Raw genomic sequence first — 26,997 nt, 5'->3', positions numbered from 1 at the left:
CATCAAACTGCTTAAAAAAGCACATGGAAACAATTAATATCTAAAGTAAATAGTATTATTCAGGTACTATTTAAAGTACTCAATAAAGATATTAATAATACATCTTGTAATTCAGGTTGTTACCACAAATTGAGATAACAATTTAATCAAAAAGGTGGATGTTTTCGGCAACTCTTGGAAAAAGCTAAAAATGTCCGCCTTTATGCGCAAAATAACACCATGTAAATAAATATACAAATAGCATCTTTGGGATATCAATTAAAAGAGTATTCAATTTTACCATAAAACACTTATGACTTCAAGACGAAATTTTGTTAAGACAACAGCACTTGCTGGAGCAGGAGCGGCTTTACTTCCAAACTTGTCGTTTGGATCCATGTTGGGCTCCAATGATCAAAAACTTAAGTTGGCTTTTATAGGTGTTGGCCTAAGAGGGACCAACCATTTGAACAATGCACTGCACAGAAAAGATATAGAGGTTACGGCCATCTGCGATATTGACTCTAATAGAATCAGTATAGCCCTGGACAAAATAGAAAAGGCAGGCCATAAGAAACCAGAGGTTTTTGGTAGCAACGAGCTAGACTACAGAAACCTTTTGGAGCTTAAAAATGTCGATGCCGTTATAATAGCGACCCCATGGTTATGGCATACCCGTATGGCCAAGGACGCGATGTTGGCAGGAAAATATGCCGGACTGGAAGTATCTGCTGCAAATACCTTGGAGGAGTGCTGGGACCTGGTAAACACGCACGAGCAAACTGGTACGCATATGATGATACTGGAGAATGTGAACTACCGTCGCGATGTATTGGCCGTACTTAACATGGTCAAGCAAAATGTATTTGGAGAACTGGTACATTTTAGATGTGGCTACCAGCACGACTTACGTTTCGTGATGCTCAACGATGGTAAAACGGCTTACGGTAAAGGTGTGGAGTTCGGGGATAAAGGTATTTCTGAATCTGTATGGCGGACCCAACATTCCGTATTACGAAATGCCGATGTATACCCTACGCATGGTGTGGGACCAATTGCAGCGATGTGCGACATCAACAAGGGCAACCGATTTGTATCGCTAACCTCCCATGCCACTAAGAGCAGGGGGCTGCACAATTATATTGTAGATCATGGTGGTAAGGATCACCCCAATGCCAAGGTTAACTTTAAAATGGGGGATGTGATAACCTCCACCATTGAAACGGCCAATGGAGAGACCATTATCGTTACCCACGATGTATCACTGCCAAGACCTTATTCATTAGGTTTTAGGGTACAGGGTACAAATGGCTTATGGGAAAAGGATGGTGATAGGATTTATATAGAAGGGCAATCGAAACCACACCGTTGGGACGATTCCAAAGAATGGTTAGAGAAGTACGACCACCCGTTATGGAAAAAGTATGGCGAGCTGGCCACAGGTGCCGGGCACGGTGGTATGGACTTCTTCGTGATGAATGCTTTTGTAGAGTCTGCCAAACAGAATATTGCACCGCCATTGGATGCCTACGATGCAGCGGCATGGAGCGCCATTACGCCACTGTCTGAAGCCTCAATCGAGAACAATGGTGAGCCACAGGACTTTCCAGATTTTACTAGAGGCACTTGGATAAAGCGCAAACCCTATAACTGGATGAAGGACAGTTTTTAGTTGTATCTAATTCTAGATTGTTTAAGGACGAAAATAATAATGTAAATGCCTAGTAAAAGTAAATTAATGCATTTAAGAAAAATCAATATTATAGTTGGTTGCTTTGTTGTTATAACAAGTTTGATGGGCTGTCTTTCTAATGCCAAATCGACTACAGTACAAAATATAGTAACTAAGGAAAGTATTGATAGTACGCAGGTACACATTCCAACGGCGGGAAATAGCTGGGTGGTGAATCGATTGGATGACAATGCATCTGTAATAGGAAAAGAGGGCATCCACAATTGGAAAAACTTAAATAGTGTTATACGCACCTACTTTAAAACGACTTCTTCTGGAAAGCTAAGTATTGCTTTACGTGCTAAAACCAACGAGGGGCCTTCAACAATTAAAGTCTCTATTGGAGATGTCAGCAAAACTGTTGATATAGACAACAAAGCCTTTACTTATGTAAACGTTGGAGGTTTTATTGTTTCTGAAGGTTATAATTATGTAGAAATACAAGGTCTAACTAAAACTGGAGAAACCTTTGCAGATATTACAGACATAGTGTTGAATGGTGAAGCTGTTAAGAGTAAACCGTATTATGTTAATGAAGACTTTTATTTTGGGCGACGTGGACCATCTGTTCATTTAAGGTACAATACACCAGAAGATAAAGAGGTGCTATGGTATTATAACGAGATAAATGTGCCCGAGGGAGAAGACGTTCTGGGGTCTTACTATATGGCCAATGGATTTAAGGATGGTTATTTTGGAATTCAGGTGAATTCTGAAAATGAACGTCGTATCCTGTTCTCGGTATGGAGTCCTTACGTGACGCAAAATCCTAAAGATATTCCAGATGAATATAAAATAAGACTCTTAGGAAAAGGTGAAGGTGTTACTACTGGCGAGTTTGGTAATGAAGGCTCTGGAGGGCAGAGCTATAAGGTGTTTAACTGGAAGGCTGGAAATACCTATAAGTTTTTATTAAAAGGCGAACCAACCAAGAATAATGAAACAGATTATACGGCCTATTTCTTTACGCCCGAAGATAATACATGGCACTTAATAGCGAGTTTTAGAAGGCCAAAAACGTCCAGATACTTACAACATTTCTATTCGTTCTTGGAAAACTTTAGAACCGATACGGGACATATTTCAAGACAAGCGAACTATCTAAACCAATGGGTATATACAACCGATGGTCAATGGACAGAGCTAACGGAGGCTAAGTTTACAGCCGATGCTACAGCGCGGAAAGAATCTAGAATGGATTACGCGGGAGGTGTAAATGGAAATGCATTTTATATGAAGAACTGTGGCTTTTTTAATGAAACCACTAAAATTGATTCTGAGTTTATAAGAGAAGCCAATGGCGTGGCTCCAAATATTGATTTTGCTAAGCTTGAAGTGCCGAGTATAAAATAGGAATAATATAAAGTTGTTTGTACAACATAAAAATATAGTAGTTTTTTAATTTTTTGAGTTAGTTTTTTTCAGTCACCTAAAAAGTGTTATAATGAATTTTTGAGATAAAGGATTCATTACTTTTTAGGTGGCTTTGTTGTTTGTTAAGGCTTTTAAATAGCTGTTAACAGCTTGCTAAATAGCAAGAATTAAATTGAAGTGTTGCAAATAAATAACGGTTAAGCCTAACTCCCATTATTTTCCAGTTTACGCTCCAGTTCGGCTTGAAATTCTTCCATAACGGGGCGAACGGTACTTTCGGGCAGATCGGCAATTTTAATGTACATTAAACCATCAACGGCATTATTAAATAAGGGGTCAACATTAAAGGCCACTAATTTAGCATTCTGTTTGATGTATTTTTTTAGCAGAACGGGTAAGCGTAAGGCTCCTGGTTCTACCTCGTCGATAATCTTATCGAATTTGTTTAAATCGGCTTCGGTTTCATCAAATACAAAGTCTTTATCGGCATCCTTAAGTTTTACCTTAAACTCCTTTTTAGGGTGTACGTATTGTGCAATATAAGGGTCGTAGTAATGCGATTTCATAAACTCTATCATCAACGATTTCGAGAAGTTGGAAAACTGATTACTAATACTTACACCACCAATTAAGTACTTATGCTCTGGATAACGTAATGTGGTATGCACGATGCCCTTCCAAAGTAAAAATAAAGGCATAGGGCGTTGTTGGTATTTTTTAATAATGAAGGCACGTCCCATTTCTATGGACTGGCTCATCATTTTGTAGAGTTCGGGTTCAAAGCGAAATAGGTCCTGTAGGTAAAACCCATTAATGCCATAACGGTCAAAAATTTGGGAGCCCAATCCCATACGATAGGCACCAACTATAACTTGTTGTTCGTTATCCCATAAAAACATGTGGTGGTAATACCTATCGAAATTATCTAAATCTATGGCTTCGTTTGTCCCTTCACCCACTTCCCGAAAGGTTATTTCCCTTAGGCGCCCAATTTCCCTTAAGATGTTTGGAATGTGTTCGGGCTGGGCCAAAAACACCTCATAATTTTTACTTATAAGCAAGCGGTTATCGTTTTCACGAAGCGCTTCAACCTCATTGCTCATGGAGTCACCATCAACAGGGGTAATTATATTCTTTGGGAGCTTAGGTGCTTTTAATGATGATGAAATGTTTTCCAATATTTTTGACTTATCCTCAAAAGCATTGGATAACATATAGGTTTTTTTACGTATAAAATTAGAGAACTCCTCAAGGCCTTCATATTCTTTTTGGTCGTTTACAGCAATAGGTTTCCCTATTCTAACCTTTATAACCCGTCGCTTTTGGGTTAATAGTTCCGAAGGTAGTTTAGCGGTTCTAAAGGTATCGCTAATTTTAGATAGCTTATAAAACAGTTTACTGTTCTTAGCATGAAAATAAATAGGTACGATGGGTACCTCGGCTTTTTTAATGAGTTTCATGGCCGCTTCTTCCCAAGGCTTGTCAACTACAAGCTTACCGTCTCTATAGGTCGATACTTCGCCAGCTGGGAATATGCCAAGCGGATGCCCTTCCCTTAAATGCAGAATGGAATTTTTAAAACCAGATACACTCGATTTAATTTCCTTTCGGTCCTCAAAAGGATTTACGGGCATAATATAGGGCTTAAGCGGGGCTATACGGTGCAGTAAAAAATTGGCAATTATTTTAAAATCCTTACGCTGTTCCAGCATCAATTTTAAAAGTAAAATACCGTCAATTCCGCCTAATGGATGATTGGAAACCGTAATATAGGCTCCTTCTTTGGGGAGGCGCTTTAAATCTTCTTCGGGGATTTCAAATTTTATCTGAAAATCGTCTAGAATACCATTTAAAAAGTCTAGGTCTTTAAGGTGTTTATTGCTTCGGTAAATTTTATTGAGAGTAGATATTTTAAGGACTTTCATTAATATCCATCCTATGAAAGTTCCTATAACACCATATTTATCCATTTGGATAGCTTTGGCAACTTCTTTAGCTGATACTAATCCAGAATGTTGTGGTTTGGTCATGGGCGTAAATGTACTAAAAAAACTATTTTGTAACTACTTGAACGGTTTCTTGTGTTAATTGTTTTAATAACACCATTTTGTCGGTTTCAATTTGAGCAATAGCCTTATCATTATAATGCCTAATCGTGTATAAAGACACATTTTCGTGACAAGTTACTTTAAATTTTGCTTTTAAATGCAACAATAATTCTTCAAGGTTATTGTAAATATTGTCAACGCACACCGAAAAACTAATTGCCGAATTTTGAATTACGTCCACTTTCATTTTATATAGGTGCAGTAGGTTAAAAATATGACTAATATTCTCTTCAACAATATAGGAAAAGTCTAAAGAGGATAAGCTAATGAGTACTTGATTTTTTTTAACAATAAAGCAAGGTGTCATGGGGTCTAAAACCACCTCTTTGCTAATTTTTGTGCCTTTGGCTTCGGGGTTTAAAAACGATTTAACATGTAAGGGGATTTCCTTGCGCTGTAATGGTTGCAAGGTTTTTGGGTGTATTACCGAAGCACCGTAAAAAGCCAACTCAATGGCTTCGCGATACGATATTTTATGAAGCAGTTTGGCATTTTCAAAATAACGGGGGTCGGCATTTAACACTCCAGGAACGTCTTTCCAAATGGTGACACTTTTGGCATTTAGGCAATAGGCAAAAATAGCAGCGGTATAGTCACTTCCCTCCCTGCCCAAGCTGGTAGTAAAGTTATTGGCATCGCTACCTAAAAATCCCTGCGTAATGTTTAAGGTACCCTTATTAAAGTTTGATGCGATTAAACCTTGGGAGGCTTCCCAGTTTACATTGGCACGGCGGTAATAGGTGTCGGTTTTTATAAATGACCTAACATCTATCCAATTATTTTTTAACCCGATATGGTTTAGGTATTCGCTAATTATGGTGGTAGAAAGTAACTCACCATAACCAATAACCTGATCGTAAACAAAGTTGTAATCTGGAGATTTATTGATGCTTAAGAACGAGTTTAATTCGTTAAAAAGTGCACTTACTTTTTTAAATGCTGAGTGGTTTTCATCATCGAACAACTCCAAAAGAATCTCGTTGTGATATTTTTTCACTTCTTGTAGCGCACTTTGTAATTCGGACTTATTGTTAAAATAATTTTTAATAACTACCTCTAGCGCATTGGTGGTTTTTCCCATTGCTGAAACTACCACTAGAGTATTGTCGTAACCTATGGTTTGCAATACAATGGCTAGATTTTTTACGCCATTGGCATCCTTTACCGATGCTCCACCAAATTTAAATATTTGCATTTTGAGTTAATGGTTATGAGTTATTAGAGTTGTATTGTTGCCACGAATTCACAAATGGGTTTTTGATTGAAGCTTGCCGAAAGATAAAACTTCTTAAAATGATGTTGGCTTAATTAATTCAACCAAATTGCGACTACTTAATAACCCAATAACTTAATTCTTAATTATCAATATTATCAATATATCTTTTAATCCCAGCTTCATTTAAGTGTACCACATCCCATTCGCGCATTACGTTGGCACCTTTATTTTCATAAAACGTAATTGCAGGTTCGTTCCAGTCCAATACTTCCCAATTCACACGTTTTACACCTAAGTTATGGGCATATTTTATAACTTCATCCAAAAGCGCAGTGCCTATACCACTTCCTCGCATGGCTTGGCTTACTATTAAGTCTTCCAAATGGATGGCTTTACCCTTCCAAGTGGAGTAACGGTTATAAATTAAAGCGATGCCTTCAATTTTCGAATTTACTTCGGCAACAAAGCAGTGGAATGCTGGTTGCGTGCCAAAACCATCGCGTTGTAAATCTTCTACAGTAACCTCTACGGCATCGGGTTCTTTTTCAAAAACAGCCAGTTCTTTTATCAGTTCAAGTGCTGCTGGCATGTCATGTTTTGTGGCTTCTCTTATTGTGTAATTCATAGTTTTTAAATAAATTCAAAAGTATGTGATTTTTTTTATTTGAAGACTTACCTAAGATAAATGAAAAAAATCAGATACTAACAAAGTGGTAACCAATGTGAATTAAATTTTTGTTTTTTTAAGTGCATACAATGTTTTGATTTTTACAGTGGAAATATAACTTAAAGTTAATTATTTTGGACTATTATTAATTTACGAAAACGTTGTAGTTAGATAAAATTTATTGGATATTTGCACCATAAAACGGCTATACATGACCTACAAAAAACAAACTCTAGGAGAATTTATTATTGAAAACCAAGCGGCTTTTAAGTACTCGTCTGGAGAACTGTCCAGTTTGCTTAATTCCATTCGACTAGCAGCTAAAGTGGTGAATCATGAGGTGAATAAAGCAGGTTTGGTAGATATTATAGGTGATGTTGGTGATACGAATATACAAGGGGAGAACCAGCAGAAGTTAGATGTTTATGCCAATGAAAAGTTTATACAAACCCTAACCAAGCGGAATATTGTTTGCGGTATTGCAAGCGAAGAGGAAGACGATTTTATTAGCATTAACAGCCAAGACGAAAACCATCAGAACAAATATGTGGTTTTAATTGATCCGTTGGATGGGTCATCGAATATAGATGTTAATGTTTCGGTAGGGACCATTTTTTCAATATACAGGCGTATTACACCAATAGGAACACCTGTTAGCCTTAAAGATTTTCTCCAGGAAGGGCATAAACAGGTGGCGGCAGGTTATGTGGTTTATGGAACGTCTACCATGCTGGTATATACTACTGGTGAAGGGGTTAATGGTTTTACGCTTAATCCCGCTATAGGGACGTTTTACTTATCGCACCCCAATATGCAGTTTCCTGTAGACGGCAATATTTATTCTGTTAATGAAGGGAACTATGTTCATTTTCCGCAGGGAATAAAAAATTACATTAAGTATTGTCAAAAAGAGGAAGGCGATAGGCCCTATACCTCACGCTATATAGGATCTTTGGTGTCCGATTTTCATAGGAATATGATTAAAGGTGGCATTTATCTCTATCCACAAAGCTCCAAAAACCCAAACGGGAAATTACGTTTGCTTTACGAGTGTAACCCTATGGCATTTCTAGCAGAACAAGCTAATGGTAAAGCCAGTGATGGATTTACCCGTATTTTGGATATTGAACCTACAGAGCTCCACCAACGTGTGCCCTTTATTTGTGGTAGTAAGCATATGGTTGAAAAAGCCGAAGCCTTTATGCGAGGGGATGAATAACAGAATTAAAAAGTGTCATCCCATACAGGTATAGCATGACACTTTAACTTTTTAAACTTCTTTTATATTCGCTTTTATCCAACTGGTACAGCTCTTAAAACTGGAGAAAATATGTTCTTTAGCTATTAAGTCTGGAATAATGTCAATGCGCTCCATCATATATCTTGGTTGATTAAGCACATTAACCAATAATACAGTAATGCCAGATTTTTCTAAATCTACCAGTACATCTTCCATAGCGTATAAACCAGATTGATCCATATATTGCATTCTCCCCATCCTTATAACCACCACTTTGGCGGTACTGGGGATTTGTTTGGCCAGTTGTTGAAAATCACTGGTCGACCCAAAAAACAAAGGGCCTTTAATATGTTTTATAAACACTTCCTCTTTTAAGTTTTCGGGGAAATTGGCCTCATCGTCCCAAGCTTTTTCTTTTAAGAGCGGTTTTACATCAGAGCGTTCGGCAGTTAAGTCGCCTATCTTTTTCATAAACATTAAGGAGGCAATAACCAGTCCTATACCAACAGCATAAACTAAATTCCAAAATGTTGAAAGCAATAAGACAGTAACCATGATAAGAACTTCTGAACTTAACTTTAAAGGGCCAAAACTTATATCCCTTGGCAAACTAGGTATGGCTTTTAGGCCTTTATAATCCATAACTCCAATGCCAACGGTAATTAATATTCCTGCTAAAACAGCGGCGGGAATTTTAGAGGCTATTGGGCCTAAACCCAATAAAATAACAAGTAACATAATACCGGCTATCATACCAGAGAGTTTAGTTTTTCCTCCAGAGGTTATATTTACAACGGTTCTAATGGTTGCACCTGCACCAGGAAGTCCGCCAAAAACAGCAGCTATACTATTGCCAATACCTTGACCAACCAATTCTTTATTAGGTTTATGCTTGGTTTTGGTCATGTTATCGGCTACCACACTGGTTAATAATGAATCAATAGCACCTAACAACGCTAATGTTAATGCCGTAAACACATATGGCGTAACACTGGTTAAGCTAAAACCGGTAAATATTTCTAAATTGGGTATTGGAAAACCACTTGGGATTTCTTCAATGGGTCTATAATCCAATCCAAAACCAACAGCAATACCAGACATAACTATTAAGGCAACCAAGGTACTGGGAACCGCTTTGGTAATATATTTAAAACCATAAATAATAAAAATGGTTCCTAAGGCCAGAATTAGTTCTAGCCAACTAATATTTTGCAGTGCCCGCGGTAGCATTTTAATGACCCCTAAGGTGTTTTTTCCTTCATTTTTAGCTATTGTTGCAGCTTCATTTAAGATTTCCGCTTCAGTAATTTCATTAGCTCTTTTTATGGTTTCCTTAAAATCCTCTAAAACTAAAATGCCTTCTTTGGCTTCAGCCTCAATGATGTTTTTTAGGATAATATCTTCAGCTTGAATTTTAAAGGATTTCACAAACTCCACATCTTCTTTAGGGTAATACCCAATAGACGGCAAAATTTGGGTGAGCAATATAATAACTCCAATAGCTGTCATAAAACCAGAAACTACGGGGTAAGGTATGTATCGTATATATTTCCCAAGGCCTAATATACCAAGACCTACTTGCATTAAGCCTGCCAATAAAAACACGGTAAGAATTATAGGTAAAGCTTTGTTAACATCACCATCGTTAACAGCTATTATAGTAGCGACCACCACCATACTTACAGCTGTCATAGGTGCTGTAGGGCCCGATATTTGTGTATTGGTGCCACCAAATAGAGCTGCGAAAAAGCTAATGAAAATGGCGCCGTATAGACCTGCGGTTGGTCCTAAACCAGATGATACCCCAAAAGCTAAAGCTAAAGGCAGTGCAACAATACCTGCTGTAATGCCTCCAAAAGCATCACCTTTAATGTTTGAAAACAAATTCTTCATAGTGTTAGTATTTTTATTTTTACTAATTTAATTTTTTTAAACAAATAAACAGTACAATGAAAAGCTAATACCAGAAGAATTAAAGGTGTTTTATTCCTATAATGTCGTACTGGTATTAGAAATTCACAAAAGTGATGATGTTTATTTGGTCCCTTCCAGAGTTCTCAAAAAACTGGTTCATATAACCTAGTTCTATTTTCACAGCATCTGAAAACTTATACCCTAAACCTCCGTACAAGCGGTTTCTGTCGAAAACCGAAGACTCTGAGTTTAGGAAAATTTCGTTGTATGCCGATAAATAAAGTGGGTTTTTACCAGATTCCTTATATTGTAAAGGCACATTTATGCCCAAAAAATACCGAAAACGCAATTTAAAATCACTTTCAACAAAGCGTTGTTCAAATCGGTAACGGTGATTTAATTTTACCTTCCCTATAGCTTGTTTAGCAATGAATTGTTGAAATATCCTGTGCTCATTTATGGAAACTTTATCGTCTTCATTTATATAATTTTCAGAAAGGATATAGCCATAGCCTAATAATACATTGTTTTTGTTGTTGTTAAAACTATATCCTAAACCAGTACGTAATAACAATTGCTCTAAATCACCAATGGCATTGTAATTTCTGTATTGTACTTCGTTATGAATGTTCCATTTATTGTTTAGTTTTTTGTTTCCAATATAGATTAACCAATTTCCAAGATCGCTGTCCTGACCATGGATATTAAGTAATGGCATTAACATAAAAGTCAATGCCATTACCGCTATTTTCTTTTTCATAAATATCATAGCGTACTTGTTATTCGTAAAAGTTTACAGCACCCGTTTTAATGTCATACATCGCTCCAATAATCTTAATTTCCCCGTTCTTTTCCATTTCAGATAGGATTGGGCTTTCCTCGTGGATTCTTTGTATTGTGAGCTGTACATTTTTTTCAGATACATTGTCAACAAACTCCAAATTTGAAGAGTTTCTAAGGTTTTCGTCTTTAGGTTCTTCTACGGCATTAACAGCAGGCGTAATCTTTTCAATAAGTTTGGTTAAATTACCCATTTCGGCATGGTCGCAGGCCCCTTTAACAGCACCACAACTGGTATGTCCTAATACTACGATTAGCTTAGTTCCTGCTAATTTGCAGGCAAACTCCATGCTGCCTAAAATGTCTTCATTTACAAAATTACCAGCTATACGTACGCTGAATATATCGCCCAAACCTTGGTCGAATACCAACTCTGCCGATACGCGCGAATCTATACAGCTTAAAATAGTAGCAAAAGGAAACTGGCCTTCGCTGGTATCGTTTACTTGTTCTAATAGATTTCTATTGGCTTTTAGGTTATTTTGAAATCGTACATTACCTTCTTTTAAAAAAGTTAATGCTTTATTTGGGGTCATTGTGGCTTGTGTTTCTTTTGTATGTGCTTTCATAATGTATGTTTTTAATGTTATTATTTTTAATTTAGGCTAAACTTGTATGGTTTTCTGCTGAAAGAAGAAGTGATACATTGAGTTCATTTATCATGGTATTAAGATCTTTTTTCAGCATGTTATCGCCATTAGATTTACTTTTAGTTCTATCAATATACAATAGGTTGACATTACTCTTTTCTAAATAATTTGAAAGGGTTGCTATTGCATTGTTGTTTTGACCAAATACAAACTCTACGGTTTCAGTATCAATCGCTAAACGGTCATCCGTTGTTGCATTAAGGTCATCCACTATTTTAAATGATTTAATCGGCTTTTGGGTTTGTGATATTAATGGCTTTAATAAATCTATATCAGCCATTTGGTTATTGCCGTTAAGAACCCCTAAATTTAATATTTTATTAGGGGTAATGGTATTGCTTTCATCAGTAATTAAAATAGTGCCTGGATGATACTTTAAAATATACTTAGTTAAGTTCCCGCCTGCCATTTTTAATAGCTTAGACTTTCTTTTGCCTATTACAATAATATCAGGTTGTTGTTCTTTAATATATTTTTTTATTTCATCCTTTATCTGACCTACAACAAATGAATAATTTATAGGGACACAAAAATCTTTTGCAACCGCTTGGGTTAGGGTTTTAAGCGTTTTATTCACTACAGTGTATTTCCCATTAATTTCGCGCATTGCAGACAGCTGATTGTCTTTTTTTACGACGTCGGTGGGATTTTCTAAGCAAAGTAAATTTATTTCAGCATTAATAAGCTTAGCTAAACTAACCGAACTATTTAAAGTAGCGCTAATAGTGTCTTTTAACTCTGTAAGTACTACTATTTTATATGTTTTGTTTGCCATGATCTTTAATTTAAACTTAAACTAGATTTAGGTCTTTCGTTAAAGAACTGTATAAAACTTGGGGGATTTTCGACAACACCACGTTTTGAAACAAGCTTAATATCTATATTTCTCTCTTTAGCTTTAAATGCAAAGTCTTCCAATATTTCTATTATGTCGTTGTCTAAATATCTGGTTTTTATTAAGTTTAATTCCAAATACGTGTCTTTTGGTAAACTATCCAGTTCTTTTAAAATGGCACCTTTGTTAAAAAAGGTCACTTCTTCGGCAAGGGTCATTTTTATTTTGTGCTTTCCGTTGCTTTTATCTTCAATATGAAGAAAATGGGAATTTTGGTAGCTCTTCAATAAGATAACAACTATACCTACTGCCAACCCAAGTCCAATACCCCAAAGCAAGTCAATGAATATAATACCTAAAACGGTTACGGTAAAGGGTATGGATTGTTTCCATCCTAAATCGTACATCTGTTTGAAAAGCTTTGGTTTAGCTAGTTTATAGCCAACAATTAACAAAATGGCAGCCAGTACAGACAGCGGGATCATATTTAACAATCTTGGAATTAATATTACCGAGATTAGCAATAAGATACCATGAATTATAGCAGACAATTTTGAAACGCCGCCCGATTGAATATTGGCAGAACTCCTAACAATAACTTGTGTAATGGGTAAGCCTCCAATTAATCCTGACAATATATTACCTGTTCCTTGGGCTAATAACTCCCTGTTAGTAGGGGTTACATTTTTATGTGGATCCAATCTATCGGTGGCTTCAACACATAATAAGGTTTCCAAACTAGCTACTAAAGCAATGGTAAAGGCTACAATCCATACATCTGGGTTAAAGATTACACTAAAGTTAGGGAAGCTAAATTGAGCCAAAAAGGAGCTGGTATCCTCTGGAACAGGTACACTTACCAAGTGTGACTGTGCTATGGAAAGAGCATCGTTTGATTTTGTTAACGAAAAGAATATAATACCAACCACAACGGCTACTAATGGCCCTTGAACTAATTGAAAGATTTTTGCTTTCTTGGTTAGTACTTTATCCCAAAGAATTAAAATGGCCAGGGCAATAATACCAACAATCATTGAACCTAGGGTAATGTTGTCGGTTATATTTAGTATGGATGTAAAGGTGTTTTCGCTAGAGGAACTAAAAAAACTGTCGGCACCTTCTGGTTCTGCATCATAGCCAAAAAAATGGGGTATTTGTTTTAAAATGATAATGATACCAATACCTGTAAGCATCCCTTTAATAACCGAAGATGGAAAGTAATAACCAATGACCCCCGCTTTTAAAATTCCAAATAATATTTGAATGATACCTCCCAACACTACGGCCACTAAAAAATTCTCATAACCACCTAAAGTACCTATGGCTGCTAGAACAATGGCCGCCAATCCGGCTGCTGGACCACTAACACCAATTTTAGAACCACTAAGGGCCCCAACTACAACACCTCCAATAATTCCTGCAATTAATCCTGAAAAAAGTGGCGCACCACTAGCTAAAGCAATACCTAGACATAAAGGTAAAGCAACAAAGAATACAACTATACTCGCTGGTAAGTCGTTTTTTATAGTTTTAAACATAAAAAATTAAGTTAATTTAATTGAATAATAAGATAGCTGGAACAACCTGTTTTTTTAAGAAAAACAGACCGTACCTAAATAAAAAAAACAAAAAAATTAACTTAAATCTGGTGGAGGAGAAATAAGATTTAAATGGGGTTTGGTGTATTTTTTAAAGAAATATTCTAAATTGTTTTCTGATTCAATTAAGTTAAAATCAGATTCAATTGCATTAGCGGCGAAAAAAAGTATTTTTTCTCCACCTTTTTCCTCTTCTTCTGCTAAAGAATAGAAAACAGAAATATCAATAGAATCATCAAGTATAGTAATGATTGATGGCGCTGTAATGAAGCCCATAAAAATTACCATAAAAAATGTTACTATTGCGTTTTTGTTCATATTGATATTTGAGATGCAAATATAATATATCTCTTTTTTGAAACTGTTAAAGGATGTTTAAAATTGATAAATGCCATTCAGAACGAATTAAATGAAGCGAAAAACCTTTAAATAAAAGAGTCTTCTGTCGACTTTCAAGTCTCCTTATGTAAGGCACTAATATATTTTAGTTACCCATTGTACTTTTAGGTTAAAATGATTTTAAGAATGTCAGTTCGAGTGTCCGCCAAAGGCGAGACGTATCGAGAACAATTGAACTTTCGACTATACAGGCTTCTCGACACAAAATTCTTCCAGAATTTCACTCGAAGTGACATCCTGAACCCTTAAACAAGGTTCGAGCTAAAACATAGTGGGTTTTAACTTTTTATAAAGCCACCAAATCACCACTAGCATCTTTGGTGGTTAAGTCTGATTTGCCCATAAGGAAAATATCAACTTGTCTAGCGGCTTCACGGCCTTCTGAAATGGCCCAAACAATTAATGATTGTCCACGACGCATATCACCAGCAGTAAAGATGTTAGGGATATTGGTTTGGTATTTGCCATACTCTGCTTTATAGTTAGATCGGGCATCCTTTTCAATACCTAGTTTATCTGCAAGCGTACTTTCGGGTCCTGTAAATCCTAAAGCTAATAAGGCTAAATCGCAAGGCCATGTTTTTTCGGTGCCTTCAATTTCTATTAACTGAGGACGCTCTCCAGGAACCATTTTCCATTCAACATTTACCGTTTTTAATGCAGTAAGCTTTCCGTTTTTATCGGTAATAAACTCTTTGGTGTTAATTAGCCAGTTACGTTCTACACCTTCTTCGTGAGATGATGAGGTTTTTAACTGAAGGGGCCAAAATGGCCATGGCGTTGTTGGCGAACGGTGTCCTGGCGGTTTAGGCATAATCTCGAAATTGGTAACCGATTTAGCTCCTTGGCGGTTAGAGGTTCCAATACAGTCAGATCCTGTGTCACCACCACCTATAACAATAACATCCTTTCCGGTAGCCAATACTTGATCTTTTACTTCCTTACCAAACAATACTTTGGTTTGTTGGGTTAAAAAGTCCATAGCCTGTACTACGCCATCGGCATCAATACCAGGTGTTGGTAAGCTACGTCTTTCGGTTGCACCACCACAAAGTACTGTGGCATCAAAAGCCTTTAATTCTTCAACATCGTAATTAACGCCAACGTTAACATTGGTTTTAAAGGTAATGCCTTCAGCTTTTAAAATGTCAATACGTCTGTCTATAATTTCTTTTTCTAGTTTAAAATTAGGAATCCCATAACGCAATAGGCCACCAATTTCATCGTCACGTTCAAAAACGGTTACCGTATGACCTGCCCTGTTTAATTGTTGGGCAGCAGCCAAACCAGCAGGGCCAGAACCTACAACGGCAATGGTTTTTCCTGTTCTTGTTTTTGGAGGTTGTGGCTTGATCCAACCTTCTTTAAAGGCGCGCTCAACAATCATCTTTTCTATATTCTCAATAGACACCGGGTCTTCAATAATGCCTAAGACACATGATTTTTCGCATGGTGCAGGGCATAAGCGTCCCGTAAATTCTGGGAAATTATTGGTAGAATGCAGTAGCCATGAAGCTTTTTGCCATTCTCCCTGATGCACCATATGGTTAAAGTCTGGAATTAAATTTCCTAATGGGCAGCCACTATGGCAAAAGGGAATACCGCAGTCCATACAGCGCGACCCTTGTTTGGTTAATTCTGGCTCGCTTAATGCAACTGTAAATTCTTTATAATGCTTTACACGATCCTTTACAGGGGCGTATTGCTCATCTTGTCTTTCAAATTCTTTAAATCCTGTTACTTTTCCCATGACACTATGCTATTGTTAGTTCTTCCACCATTGGTTCTTCTGTCTCGATGCGCTTTAAAGCGACTTTGTATTCTTTAGGCATTACCTTAACGAATTGTGGTAAATAGTCTTCCCAGTTAGCAAGGATGGTGGCTCCTTTGTCACTGTTTGTATGGGCCACATGCTTTGCTATAAGGCTTTTCAATTCGGCTTCATCTGCCTCATTAATTGGATCGAAGTCAATCGTCTCTTCATTGCAAAGGCCTTTTGTAAATTGACCGCTTTCATTTAGGACGTATGCATAACCACCACTCATACCAGCGGCAAAGTTTCTTCCAGTTTTACCTAGTACGACCACTTTTCCTCCTGTCATGTATTCGCAACAATGGTCGCCTACACCTTCAACAACCGCAGTGGCTCCCGAGTTACGAACAGCAAAGCGTTCACCTGCTATACCGTTAATATAGGCCTGACCTTCAACAGCACCAAATAAACATACATTACCTACAATAATATTTTTATCGGCAACAAAAGTTGCTTCGGTTGGTTTTTTAACGATAATCTTAGCTCCAGATAATCCTTTTCCAAGATAGTCGTTAGTATTACCTTCTAGTTTAAAGGATAAACCATGAGCTCCAAAGGCTCCAAAACTCTGTCCGGCTGAACCTGTGAAATTAACATTCAAGGTATCTTCAGGCAGTCCTAAATGGCCATATATTTTAGAGATTTCATTACTTACTATGGCACCTACAGTACGGTCGGTGTTTTTAATTTTGTAAGCTAATGTGGTTTCCTCTTTTCTGTATATAGCTCTATGTGAGTCTTTTAATATTTCAAAGTCCATAACCTCATTTAAATTATGGTCTTGTTGTTCTGTATTTCTTATAGGCAATTGGTTATATTCGGCAGGTCTGTGTAAGATATTCGATAAATCCAAACCTTTAGCCTTATAGTGTTTAATGGCCTTATTGGCATTTATTTTATGTGTTTGCCCTACCATTTCGTCTAAGGTTCTAAAGCCTAGTTGCGCCATAATACCTCTTAATTCCTCGGCTATATAGTAGAAGAAATTAATAACGTGTTCTGGCGTGCCTTTAAAGTTTTTACGCAATTCCTTGTCTTGTGTGGCTACACCAACCGGGCAGGTATTTAGATGGCATTTACGCATCATAATACAACCTGAAGCTACTAACGGAGCTGTAGCGAATCCGAATTCTTCGGCACCAAGAAGGGCGGCTATAGCAACATCGCGACCTGTTTTTAACTGGCCGTCACATTCTACAACAATTCTACTTCTTAGTTTGTTTAATACAAGGGTTTGTTGTGCTTCCGATAAACCAAGTTCCCATGGTAAGCCAGCATGTTTTAATGAAGTTAGAGGTGATGCACCGGTACCTCCATCGTAACCAGAAATAAGTACAACATCGGCTTTTGCTTTGGCTACACCGGCAGCAATGGTACCTACACCTACTTCTGATACTAATTTCACGTTGATTCTAGCGTCCCGATTGGCATTCTTCAAATCGTAAATCAATTGCGCTAAATCTTCAATAGAATAAATATCGTGATGCGGTGGTGGTGAAATCAACCCTACAAAAGGCGTTGAGTTACGTGCAGCAGCAATCCAAGGCAATACTTTTTCACCTGGTAGCTGTCCACCTTCCCCTGGCTTAGCACCCTGGGCCATTTTAATTTGAATTTCCCTGGCATTGGTAAGGTAATGTGATGTTACACCAAAACGTCCCGAAGCCACCTGCTTGATTGCAGAGTTACGGCTATCGCCATTAACATCTGGATGGAAACGTTTTCTGTCTTCCCCTCCTTCACCAGAATTGGATTTACCACCAATACGGTTCATGGCTATGGCCAGGTTTTCGTGGGCTTCGCGGGAAATAGACCCGTAAGACATGGCGCCTGTTTTAAAACGCTTCACTATTGCTGTCCAAGGCTCTACCTCTTCAATAGGAATTGGGTTTAAGTTGTCGAACTCGAACAGACCTCTTATGGTCATTAAATTTTCAGACTGTTCGTTAACCGCCTTGGCATAGGTATCGTAACTCGCTTGGTCATTCAATCTAACCGCTTGTTGTAGTTTGGCTACTGTAGTTGGGTTGAACATATGGCGTTCGCCATTACGTCTCCAGCGGTAATCGCCCCCTATGTTAAGGCCTAAACGTTTGTCTATATATTTATCTGGATAAGCGTATTTATAACGCTCATTAATTTCTTTTTCGATCTCATACAAGCCAATACCTTCAATTCTGGATGCCGTGTATGGGAAATATTTTTCTACGAATTGTGAGTTGAAACCAACAATTTCGAATATTTGTGAACCTCTGTAGGAATGTAGTGTAGAGATTCCTATTTTGTTCATAATCTTTAACAGGCCTTTACCTATGGCTTTGTTAAAGTTTTCTACCGCTTTATCCTCGTCCATTCCAATTATAAAGCCTTCCTTAACCTGCATTCTTATGATTTCGTTAACCATGTACGGGTTAATGGCACTGGCACCATAACCAAATAAAGTGGCAAAGTGGTGTGGTTCGCGAGGTTCGGCCGATTCGATAATAATATCGAAATAGGAACGCTTACGTAAACGGTTTAATTGGTGGTTTACGTAAGAACAAGCTAAAAGCGCAGGGATAGGAGCAAACTCTTGGTTTACACCTCTATCGGAAAGGATAATGATATTGGTCTTTCTTTCCAGAGCTTTTTCAACTTGTTTAACAATATCTTCTAAAGCATCTTCAAGTCCGTTTAACCCTTGTGCTTTAGGATAAAGCATTTGAATGGTTTCGGCTTTGAAGCTTTCAATTTGAATGGTCCTGATTTTTTCTAAATCGGCATTAGAAATTACCGGGTTTTGTATGCGTAGTTTTCTACACTGTCGTTCGGTAATACTAAATATATTGCGGTCTTTACCGAGATTTAAACTAATGTCGGTTACAATTTCTTCGCGAATACCATCCAACGGTGGGTTGGTAACCTGGGCGAACAATTGTTTAAAGTAGTTGGAAATTAATTGTGGTCTATCCGATAAAACAGCCAAAGGCGTATCTGTACCCATCGAGCCAAGAGCTTCTTTGGCATTCACGGCCATAGGTGTAATGATCTCCTGGATGTCTTCGAAAGTGTAATTGAATAAACGCTGTCTTGTTTTTATATCAATAGTTTCAATAGGACAGGTTTCGTTGGTATAAGGTACATCCCTTAAATGCAACCTAGTTTTGTCCAACCATTCTTTATAAGGGCGTTCTGAAACGATTTTGTTCTTGATTTCTTCATCATCAACAATACGGCCTGCGTTCATATCTACCAAGAACATTTTTCCTGGTTCCAATCTACCATGTTCTTCAATATCGGAAGGATCGATATCCACAACACCAACTTCCGAAGACATGATTAGTTTACCACTCTTTGTCAAGGTATAACGCGATGGTCTTAAACCGTTCCTGTCCAATAGGGCGCCAATATAATCACCATCGGTAAATGGTACCGATGCAGGGCCATCCCAAGGTTCCATGATACAACAGTTGTATTCATAGAAAGCCTTTTTCTCTGCGCTCATGGTTTTGTGTTTTTCCCAAGCTTCGGGAATCATCATCATCATGATTTCAGGTAGCGAACGGTCGGTATGTGTTAAAAGTTCAACCACCATATCCATGGAAGCCGAGTCAGACTTGCCTGGTAAGATGATAGGGAACAATTTATCTATTTGAGGGCCAAATACCTCACTTCTCATAATTTCTTCGCGCACGCGCATTCTACTAACATTGCCACGAAGGGTGTTTATTTCCCCATTCTGACACATAAAACGGAACGGTTGTGCCAATTCCCATGTAGGCATGGTGTTGGTAGAAAAACGTTGGTGTACCAAAGCTAGTCTGGTTACCAAATCCTTTTCCTGTAAATCGGTATAATAAGGACCAATATCTTCTGGCATGATAATACCTTTATATATAATGGTCGTAGTCGATAAACTAGGAACATAGAAATATGAGCTTTGCGAAATCTTTGATTGGCTAATGGCGTGCTCTGTTATTTTTCGAGCAGCATATAATTTAGCTTTAAAGATATTTTCGCTAATATCTTCTGTTTTGCCAATAAAGACTTGTTCTATTGAAGGCTCTGAAGCCAAAGCAATCTCACCTAATTGAGAAGGATCTACGGGTACCTCTCTCCATCCTAAGATGGTTAAGCCTTGCGCCAATATCTCTTTTTCAAAAGTGTCTTTACAATATTGGTATTGGTTTGCAATTTTAGGTAAGAATACCATACCTACAGCATATTCTCTTGCGGCAGGAATATCGAAATTACAAACGCGTTTAAAATAATCGTGAGGGATGTCTATTAATAAACCAGCTCCGTCACCAGTTTTTCCGTCGGCACTAACGCCACCTCTATGCTCTAATTTTACTAGAATTTCTAGGGCGTCATGTATAATTTGATTTGTTTTTTCCCCTTTAAGGTTACAAATAAATCCGGCGCCACAGTTTTCGTGTTCAAATTCAGGTAAATAGAGTCCTTGTTTCTTCAGCATAATCAACAAATTTTGGTTTAAAAATTTGAGTTGGAAAGGCTAAGATAGACACTAAGATTCGAATTGCAATGAGGGCAATTTCATTATTTCGATTTTAGGAGCTATGTGAATATAAAAATAAGTATATAACAATTAAAGAAGGAATTTTTAATAAATATTCAATAGGTAAAATTAAGGTATAAATGTATAAATATGAATTTATTCTAAAGAAAATTGACATTTCTAAAAATATAGTTACAAAATAAGAGCAAATGTTGGGAATAATCTAACCTTTTTGATTGTAGAAAAATCAAAAAATCAAAATATTACATTAGTACCCCTAAAAAAAGAGGGGTAAAATTTAAATATTGATAAAAATATGTTTTTAACCCATGAAATTTATGGGGGTATTAGTTTTTTAATATAGTTTTACGCCAGTCTTAAGGAAATTTTAGGTCTAATTGCAAAAAAAATAACTATAAACCAACTCAATTTTTAGGCCTAAAGCATTAATAACTTAAAATGAAAACTATTATGAAAAAAATTATTACACTTTCAATGCTTTTAATGGTAACTGCATTATTTGCCCAAGAAGAGGAAACAAAGAAAAAAGTTTCTATAAGCGGAACCGTAGATGCTTATTACCAAACCAACCTAACCTCTACAGATAGAGCCATTTTTGGTGATGCGGGAGACGAGTTTCAATCGTTTGGAACCTCATTTGCTAATGAAACAGGCTTTGCTTTAGGGATGGCCAATATTATAGCGTCTTACGAAGGTGAAAAAACAGGTGTTGTTGCAGATGTGGTTTTCGGACCTCGTGGAGATGCAGCTATTGGAGGTTATAACCTTAATCAGTTATATGCTTACTGGAATGTATCTGAAAGCACTACATTAACTATGGGGCGTTTTAATACTTACTTAGGTTACGAAGTTATTTCCCCAGCAGGAAACTTTAACTACAGTACCTCTTACTTATTTTCTAACGGGCCATTCTCTCATGTTGGTATTAAAGCCGACTTTGCTTTAAGCGACGATTTTAGCTTAATGTTAGCCTTAATGAACCCTACAGATGTTAATAACAATTTAGTAGGAGGTTATGCATTAGGAGCTCAATTAGGTTACGCAGGTCAGTATTTAAACCTTTATTACGACGATAACGAAGTTTTAGGGTTTGAAATTGATTATACCGGAGGGTTCGATGTTTCAGATTCTTTCTTTTTAGGTATTAATGCAGCCTATGCCGATAATGAAGGTAATGGTTTCTATGGCGCAGCGCTTTACCCACAATTATCAGTTTCTGATGACTTCTCATTAGGTTTAAGAGGGGAGTACTTTAATTGGATGATCGACGGTGTGTCTGATGAACCAAATGTATTTGCTACGACCTTAACAGCTAGCTATACAGTAGAAAACCTAACTATTAAACCAGAATTAAGATTAGATAGCAATTCAGAAGAAGTATATTTTGATAACGATTTGATGCCAACAAAGAGTTTAGGTACTTTTTTAGTGGCAGCCATCTATTCATTCTAAAGATTATAACAAAGCATTGCTAAAACATTTAGCAATGCTTTTTAAAATAAATGTCTAACCATAAACATGCTTAAATATGAAAAAAATTGAAGCAATTATTAGAAAGTCCAAGTACAGTGCAGTAAAAGAAGCGTTGCATGAAGTTGGGGTTAATTTTTTCTCCTACTGGGATGTTACCGGTATTGGGAACGAAAAAGAAGGTCATGTGTATAGGGGGATTTCCTATAGCACAAGCGATATACAACGTCGGTTTTTATCTATTGTTGTGAACGACGATTTTGAGGAGGCTACTATTGAAGCTATCCTTAAAGCGGCGTCTACGGGAGAAGTGGGCGATGGAAAAATATTTGTATCAGACATTAAGGAATGTTACAGAATTAGAACAGGAGAAAAAGGTGGGGAGACCTTAAGATAATATAAGCATCAAACATTAAAATTATGGAATTACTTACAATAAATAATGTATGGATGATGATCTGTACAGCACTTGTTTTCTTTATGCACTTAGGTTTCGCATTTTTAGAAATAGGTTTAACAAGACAAAAGAACACAATAAACATATTGTTTAAAAATATCTTTATCATCACGATAGGATTGCTTTTATACTACTTAGTAGGGTTTAATTTAATGTACCCTGGAGAATTTAATGGTTACCTTGGTTCTATAGTACCGGGTATTGCCCCTCCAGAAAATGGAATGACTCCAGATTATGCTAGTGGCGGTTACACGTGGTGGACAGACTTCTTGTTTCAAGGGATGTTTGCTGCAACAGCTGCAACCATTGTTTCTGGTGCCGTTGCCGAGCGTATAAAGATTGGACCATTTATGATTTTTACAATAATATATGTAGGGTTAATTTACCCAATTGCCGGTTCTTGGAAATGGGGCGGTGGATTCTTAGATGAATTAGGGTTCTACGATTTTGCTGGTTCTACTTTGGTACACTCTGTTGGTGGATGGGCTGCTTTAGTTGCCGTATGTGCATTGGGCCCTAGAATTGGTAAATTTAAGGATGGTAAGCCTCAAGCGATACCAGGTCATAGCATACCACTTGCAACTGCTGGTGTGTTGATCCTTTGGTTAGGATGGTTTGGATTTAACGGAGGTTCTGTACTTTCTGCCGATCCAGAATTAACCTCTTTAACTTTAGTAACAACCTGTTTGGCTGCTGCTGCCGGTGGTGTTGTAGCTGCTTTAGTTTCGTTCTTAAAGTTTAAAAACTTAGACCTTACCATGTTCTTAAATGGTATTTTAGGTGGTTTGGTTGGTATTACAGCAGGAGCAGATGTTATGACTCCAGAAAGCGCTATATTAATTGGGGCTATTGCTGGTGCATTAATAGTATTTGCCGTTAGCTTTATAGATAGATTACGTTTGGATGATCCTGTAGGTGCTATTGCAGTACATTTAGTATGTGGTATGTGGGGAACGTTAGCTGTTGGTATATTCTCAACAAACCCAGACCATACATTATACGCTCAATTTATTGGTGTGTTATGTTATGCTGCTATCTGTTTGGTTTCTGCATTCTTAATATTCTTTGTGATGAAGAAAACAGTTGGTATCCGCGTTTCTGAAAAAGAAGAATTGGAAGGTCTTGATGCCCACGAACATGGCATGGATGCTTATCCAGATTTTAGATTGAATGAGCATTAAATAATGACTTAATCAGTTTAATTAGTGTTAAAACGCCTTGCGAAAGCAAGGCGTTTTTTTATGGGGTTATTTAAGCTGTTAAAATGAAATACTATAGGGGGTGGTAGGGTGTTTAACTGTGTGCTTTATGGTTTGTGGTAACTCTCTGAAAAAGTTAAAAATCATATAATACATATGTTAAAAAACGAATAAAACTTTCTTTATAATAATAAAAAACTTACATTTCAGATGTGCTATGAAAGCAATAGCTTTTGTTGCTTAGTTTTAGGCATTTATTATACAAGGTCGGAATAAGCAGAAAATGGCTTTAAAGTGAAGTAAGATAAAATCTAAATCAATTAAAATGAAAGAAAAGTTTTGTGTAATCTTGTTAATATTGATTTTTTCTTCATTTTTAGGCTGTACTAGTGATGAAAATATTAATCTCCACAGAGAAACAATAATACAACCTAGATTTCTGGAACAAGATTTACAATGGGGAAATCTGTTTGCTAAAACAATTACCAATGCAGTATACCAATTAGAAGCAAAAAAGACAACTAATTCAAATGATGTATTCAACAGCATAGCTAAGGATATTAATAACTTCTATAAAATTCCAAGTAGAAAAGACTTAAAACTAACTAATAAGAAGAATAGTGAGTATACAAATGAAATAATTACCGCTATATTAGTTAATAATGCTAGGTCTTTAACATCTGCTCAAAAAAAAATATTAATCCGAATTGATAATGCTAAGAAAAAAAGCGAATCTTTTAGTGAATTCGTGAAAAAATTAACCCAAATTAATGAAGACATATATATAAATATACCTAAGAAAGAACAAAAAAAGCTTTTCTTTGTTACATCAACTCTTTTTTTTGGGTTCAAAGCTATAAATGATTATCACTTTAAGAAAGTTTCAATATCGAGTATCATTAGTAAAACATATTCACCTTTATTTTCAGTATTTGGTATAAATACCGCTTACGCTCAAGAAGATAATAATGATGATGATGATGATTGGTGGGGTGAGTGTGATGGGCAATTGCTTTCAGTATGGACAATAGCATTAGCTGAACCTACACCTATAGGTGAAGTTGTTGCTACTTTAGCAACAATTTATATTGGCGGTGTACTAGTAGCTGAATTAATTACTGAATGTTTTCAGAGTGATGAAATTAGTACACCTTTAATTGACATTAATACATGTATAGATGCTTATGTAACCTGTACAGAAGTCACTCCTTATGATGATTGTTCTACATGCTTGAGTTTCTGTGGAACTCAGGGGTATTGGCCATCAGATATATGTCCTTTGAGGTATGTTCCTGCACCAGAATAGTTTATAAGAGCATATCTTGGGCATTTTTTAAATTAAGTGTTAAAAAAAATCTAATAATTAAACAAAATAATGATAGGACTTGAATTACAAACGGATAATAAGACAATATCTGCCTCAATAGAAAATGGTGGTGTACAAATATTTGTTAACAAAGTATCAGGAAACAAAAATGGTAATACAGGGTTAACCTTTACAGCATACAATAAAGAGGATGGAAATATGATAACATTTTATAAAAAAAACGAGTTATCTTTAGGAGATAAATTTATTATCAAAGTTGTTGACGTTATTGAAAATTCTCCTTATATAGAAATTAACCCCCTAATAATGTCAAAGGAAAAGTTAATTGAACAAAAATTAATGAACTATAGAGTTCTTAAAAAGGAATTAGAAGAGCTTAATCTAATTTAAATAATGCTCATAGCCGGTGTATCAAAAATAGCAATTCAAGAGCCGAACCAAGTCTTTGGTTCTTGAAATGCAGCTTTTGGTATAATACGTCAGACTAAATTTGATATTTTAAAGATACATCCTTTACAAAGTTAAGGGGACATATTTTACACTTATTGGATTATAAAATACTTTAATGAAAATAAATAACTATTGTTAACATAGTCTTCCATAAAACTACTAACCGCTCTAGGCTTTCATAATAACAGAACCATAACCAAAACCGTTAGGCTGCATTCGAATTATTACATAATATGGCCAATTAGATACCTACAAATTAATTATGGCTTAATTATCTTGTTGCGTATTTAGCGTGTTTTATTATCTTCGGTTTATGGATAAACCCTCGCAGCGTTTCCCATTATAAACGCTTACTGAAGAGCGTTAGTAATTAATAATAGCATGATAAGACATGAGTGAGCATTACTATAAGACCAAAGCATCTGTTGAAGAATATATCAAATTAGCAAAAGATGTTAATGGAAGCCAATTAATTGCTAAGTTAAACAATTACCTTTTGCCCGGTGCTTCCTTGCTTGAGATTGGTTCTGGCCCAGGAACAGATTTTCAAATTTTGAGGCAGGATTACAGTGTTGTGGGTTCCGATTATTCAACAGAATTCCTTAAACGGTTAATGCAAAATAACCCCAAAGCGGAATTTTTAAATTTAGATGCCATAACGCTAGAGACCGATAAGAAATTTGATGGTATATATTCAAATAAAGTTCTACAGCATTTAACCAACGAAGATTTAAAGCGCTCCATTTTAAGACAAGTTGATGTATTGCATGACAATGGCATAATTTGTCATTCGTTTTGGAAGGGAGAAGGGGATGAGATTTTTAAAGGCTTACTTGTTAATTATCAAACCAATGAAAGCTTAAGACTTTTGTTTGGGAACTATTTTGAAATTTTGCTTATTGAAGCATATAATGAGTTTGAAGATGGAGATTCGTTAGTGTTAATTGGGAAGAAAAAATAGCGAACACATGCTGTGCAATTCGTAAGGATTTAAGATTAGAGTGTTATTGCCTGCTTGATTTTTATATAGAAAATCTTTAAACAAAATGTGTCATTACTTTAGTTAAGCAGTTAACTTCAAACCAAAACAAATGAATTTAACAAAGGAACAGTTACAGGATTTTTTTGCAAGAATTGAAAAATGGAACCCCAAATCAAGCCCAAAGTTTGGGGTTTGAAAAAGTAAAAAACCAGATATAAGATATTATAA

20 protein-coding genes are annotated in these 26,997 nt (G+C 36.4%); 9 read left to right on the top strand and 11 right to left on the bottom strand.

Going from position 1 to position 26,997, the window contains the following annotated elements; genetic code table 11:
• Positions 1–292 precede the first annotated feature (292 nt).
• Both MR062_RS05295 and MR062_RS05290 read left to right on the top strand, forming a co-directional pair.
• The gene (locus MR062_RS05295) at positions 293–1,651 is read left to right on the top strand and encodes a Gfo/Idh/MocA family protein (protein WP_242203047.1); all 1,359 of its coding nucleotides are present in this window, start codon (positions 293–295) and stop codon (positions 1,649–1,651) included.
• A gap of 66 nt (positions 1,652–1,717) precedes the next feature.
• Positions 1,718–3,064, top strand: coding sequence for a DUF3472 domain-containing protein (locus MR062_RS05290; protein WP_242203046.1), 1,347 nt, complete (start codon positions 1,718–1,720; stop codon positions 3,062–3,064).
• A gap of 224 nt (positions 3,065–3,288) precedes the next feature.
• Here MR062_RS05290 and MR062_RS05285 read toward each other — a convergent pair whose 3' ends face one another.
• The 3 genes from MR062_RS05285 to MR062_RS05275 all read right to left on the bottom strand — a co-directional run bounded on the left by MR062_RS05285 (position 3,289) and on the right by MR062_RS05275 (position 7,034).
• Positions 3,289–5,115 carry a GNAT family N-acyltransferase gene (locus tag MR062_RS05285; protein WP_242203045.1) on the bottom strand — a complete coding sequence of 609 codons (1,827 nt, stop codon included), beginning with the start codon at positions 5,113–5,115 and terminating at the stop codon, positions 3,289–3,291.
• 22 nt (positions 5,116–5,137) lie between these two features.
• Positions 5,138–6,388, bottom strand: coding sequence for an aspartate kinase (locus MR062_RS05280; RefSeq protein ID WP_242203044.1), 1,251 nt, complete (start codon positions 6,386–6,388; stop codon positions 5,138–5,140).
• 160 nt (positions 6,389–6,548) lie between these two features.
• Positions 6,549–7,034 carry a GNAT family N-acetyltransferase gene (locus MR062_RS05275; protein WP_242203043.1) on the bottom strand — a complete coding sequence of 162 codons (486 nt, stop codon included), beginning with the start codon at positions 7,032–7,034 and terminating at the stop codon, positions 6,549–6,551.
• Positions 7,035–7,287: 253 nt separating this feature from the next.
• Here MR062_RS05275 and fbp point away from each other — a divergent pair, with 253 nt between their 5' ends.
• Positions 7,288–8,295 (top strand): class 1 fructose-bisphosphatase, encoded by a 1,008-nt coding sequence (fbp, locus tag MR062_RS05270; protein ID WP_242203042.1) that lies wholly within the window; start codon positions 7,288–7,290, stop codon positions 8,293–8,295.
• Between the two features lie 51 nt (positions 8,296–8,346).
• Here fbp and MR062_RS05265 read toward each other — a convergent pair whose 3' ends face one another.
• From MR062_RS05265 to gltB, 8 genes are all read right to left on the bottom strand, one after another.
• Complete coding sequence (locus MR062_RS05265) at positions 8,347–10,209, bottom strand: SulP family inorganic anion transporter (RefSeq protein ID WP_242203041.1); 1,863 nt, start codon at positions 10,207–10,209, stop codon at positions 8,347–8,349.
• Between the two features lie 115 nt (positions 10,210–10,324).
• Positions 10,325–10,990 (bottom strand): DUF2490 domain-containing protein, encoded by a 666-nt coding sequence (locus MR062_RS05260; RefSeq protein ID WP_242203040.1) that lies wholly within the window; start codon positions 10,988–10,990, stop codon positions 10,325–10,327.
• Between the two features lie 19 nt (positions 10,991–11,009).
• Positions 11,010–11,639, bottom strand: coding sequence for a carbonic anhydrase family protein (locus tag MR062_RS05255; RefSeq protein WP_242203039.1), 630 nt, complete (start codon positions 11,637–11,639; stop codon positions 11,010–11,012).
• A gap of 31 nt (positions 11,640–11,670) precedes the next feature.
• Entirely contained in the window at positions 11,671–12,495 is an 825-nt protein-coding gene (locus MR062_RS05250; protein WP_242203038.1) for a universal stress protein, read from the bottom strand.
• Positions 12,496–12,500: 5 nt separating this feature from the next.
• Positions 12,501–14,093, bottom strand: a complete 1,593-nt coding sequence (locus MR062_RS05245; protein WP_242203037.1) for a SulP family inorganic anion transporter — start codon at positions 14,091–14,093, stop codon at positions 12,501–12,503.
• Between the two features lie 96 nt (positions 14,094–14,189).
• Entirely contained in the window at positions 14,190–14,471 is a 282-nt protein-coding gene (locus tag MR062_RS05240; protein ID WP_242203036.1) for a hypothetical protein, read from the bottom strand.
• A 367-nt stretch (positions 14,472–14,838) separates the two neighbouring features.
• Positions 14,839–16,302: a glutamate synthase subunit beta gene (locus tag MR062_RS05235; RefSeq protein ID WP_242203035.1), complete on the bottom strand. Its 1,464-nt coding sequence runs from the start codon at positions 16,300–16,302 to the stop codon at positions 14,839–14,841.
• Between the two features lie 4 nt (positions 16,303–16,306).
• A complete protein-coding gene (gene gltB, locus MR062_RS05230) occupies positions 16,307–20,821 on the bottom strand; it encodes a glutamate synthase large subunit (protein WP_242203034.1) in 4,515 nt (1,504 codons plus the stop codon).
• Positions 20,822–21,334: 513 nt separating this feature from the next.
• Here gltB and MR062_RS05225 point away from each other — a divergent pair.
• The 6 genes from MR062_RS05225 (at position 21,335) to MR062_RS05200 (ending at position 26,748) form a co-directional block, all read left to right on the top strand.
• Entirely contained in the window at positions 21,335–22,336 is a 1,002-nt protein-coding gene (locus MR062_RS05225; RefSeq protein WP_242203033.1) for an outer membrane beta-barrel protein, read from the top strand.
• 76 nt (positions 22,337–22,412) lie between these two features.
• On the top strand, positions 22,413–22,751 hold the full coding sequence (locus MR062_RS05220) for a P-II family nitrogen regulator (protein ID WP_242203032.1): 339 nt from the start codon (positions 22,413–22,415) through the stop codon (positions 22,749–22,751).
• Between the two features lie 23 nt (positions 22,752–22,774).
• Positions 22,775–23,992 carry an ammonium transporter gene (locus tag MR062_RS05215; protein ID WP_242203031.1) on the top strand — a complete coding sequence of 406 codons (1,218 nt, stop codon included), beginning with the start codon at positions 22,775–22,777 and terminating at the stop codon, positions 23,990–23,992.
• A gap of 343 nt (positions 23,993–24,335) precedes the next feature.
• A complete protein-coding gene (locus MR062_RS05210) occupies positions 24,336–25,316 on the top strand; it encodes a hypothetical protein (RefSeq protein WP_242203030.1) in 981 nt (326 codons plus the stop codon).
• Between the two features lie 69 nt (positions 25,317–25,385).
• Positions 25,386–25,727 carry a lipocalin/fatty acid-binding family protein gene (locus tag MR062_RS05205; protein ID WP_242203029.1) on the top strand — a complete coding sequence of 114 codons (342 nt, stop codon included), beginning with the start codon at positions 25,386–25,388 and terminating at the stop codon, positions 25,725–25,727.
• 451 nt (positions 25,728–26,178) lie between these two features.
• Positions 26,179–26,748: a class I SAM-dependent methyltransferase gene (locus MR062_RS05200; protein WP_242203028.1), complete on the top strand. Its 570-nt coding sequence runs from the start codon at positions 26,179–26,181 to the stop codon at positions 26,746–26,748.
• Positions 26,749–26,997 lie beyond the last annotated feature (249 nt).

Origin of the sequence: Aestuariivivens insulae (genome assembly GCF_022662195.1) — a bacterium.
Taxonomy (GTDB): Bacteria; Bacteroidota; Bacteroidia; order Flavobacteriales; family Flavobacteriaceae; genus Aestuariivivens; species Aestuariivivens insulae.
This window is presented reverse-complemented; position numbering and strand designations above follow the sequence as displayed.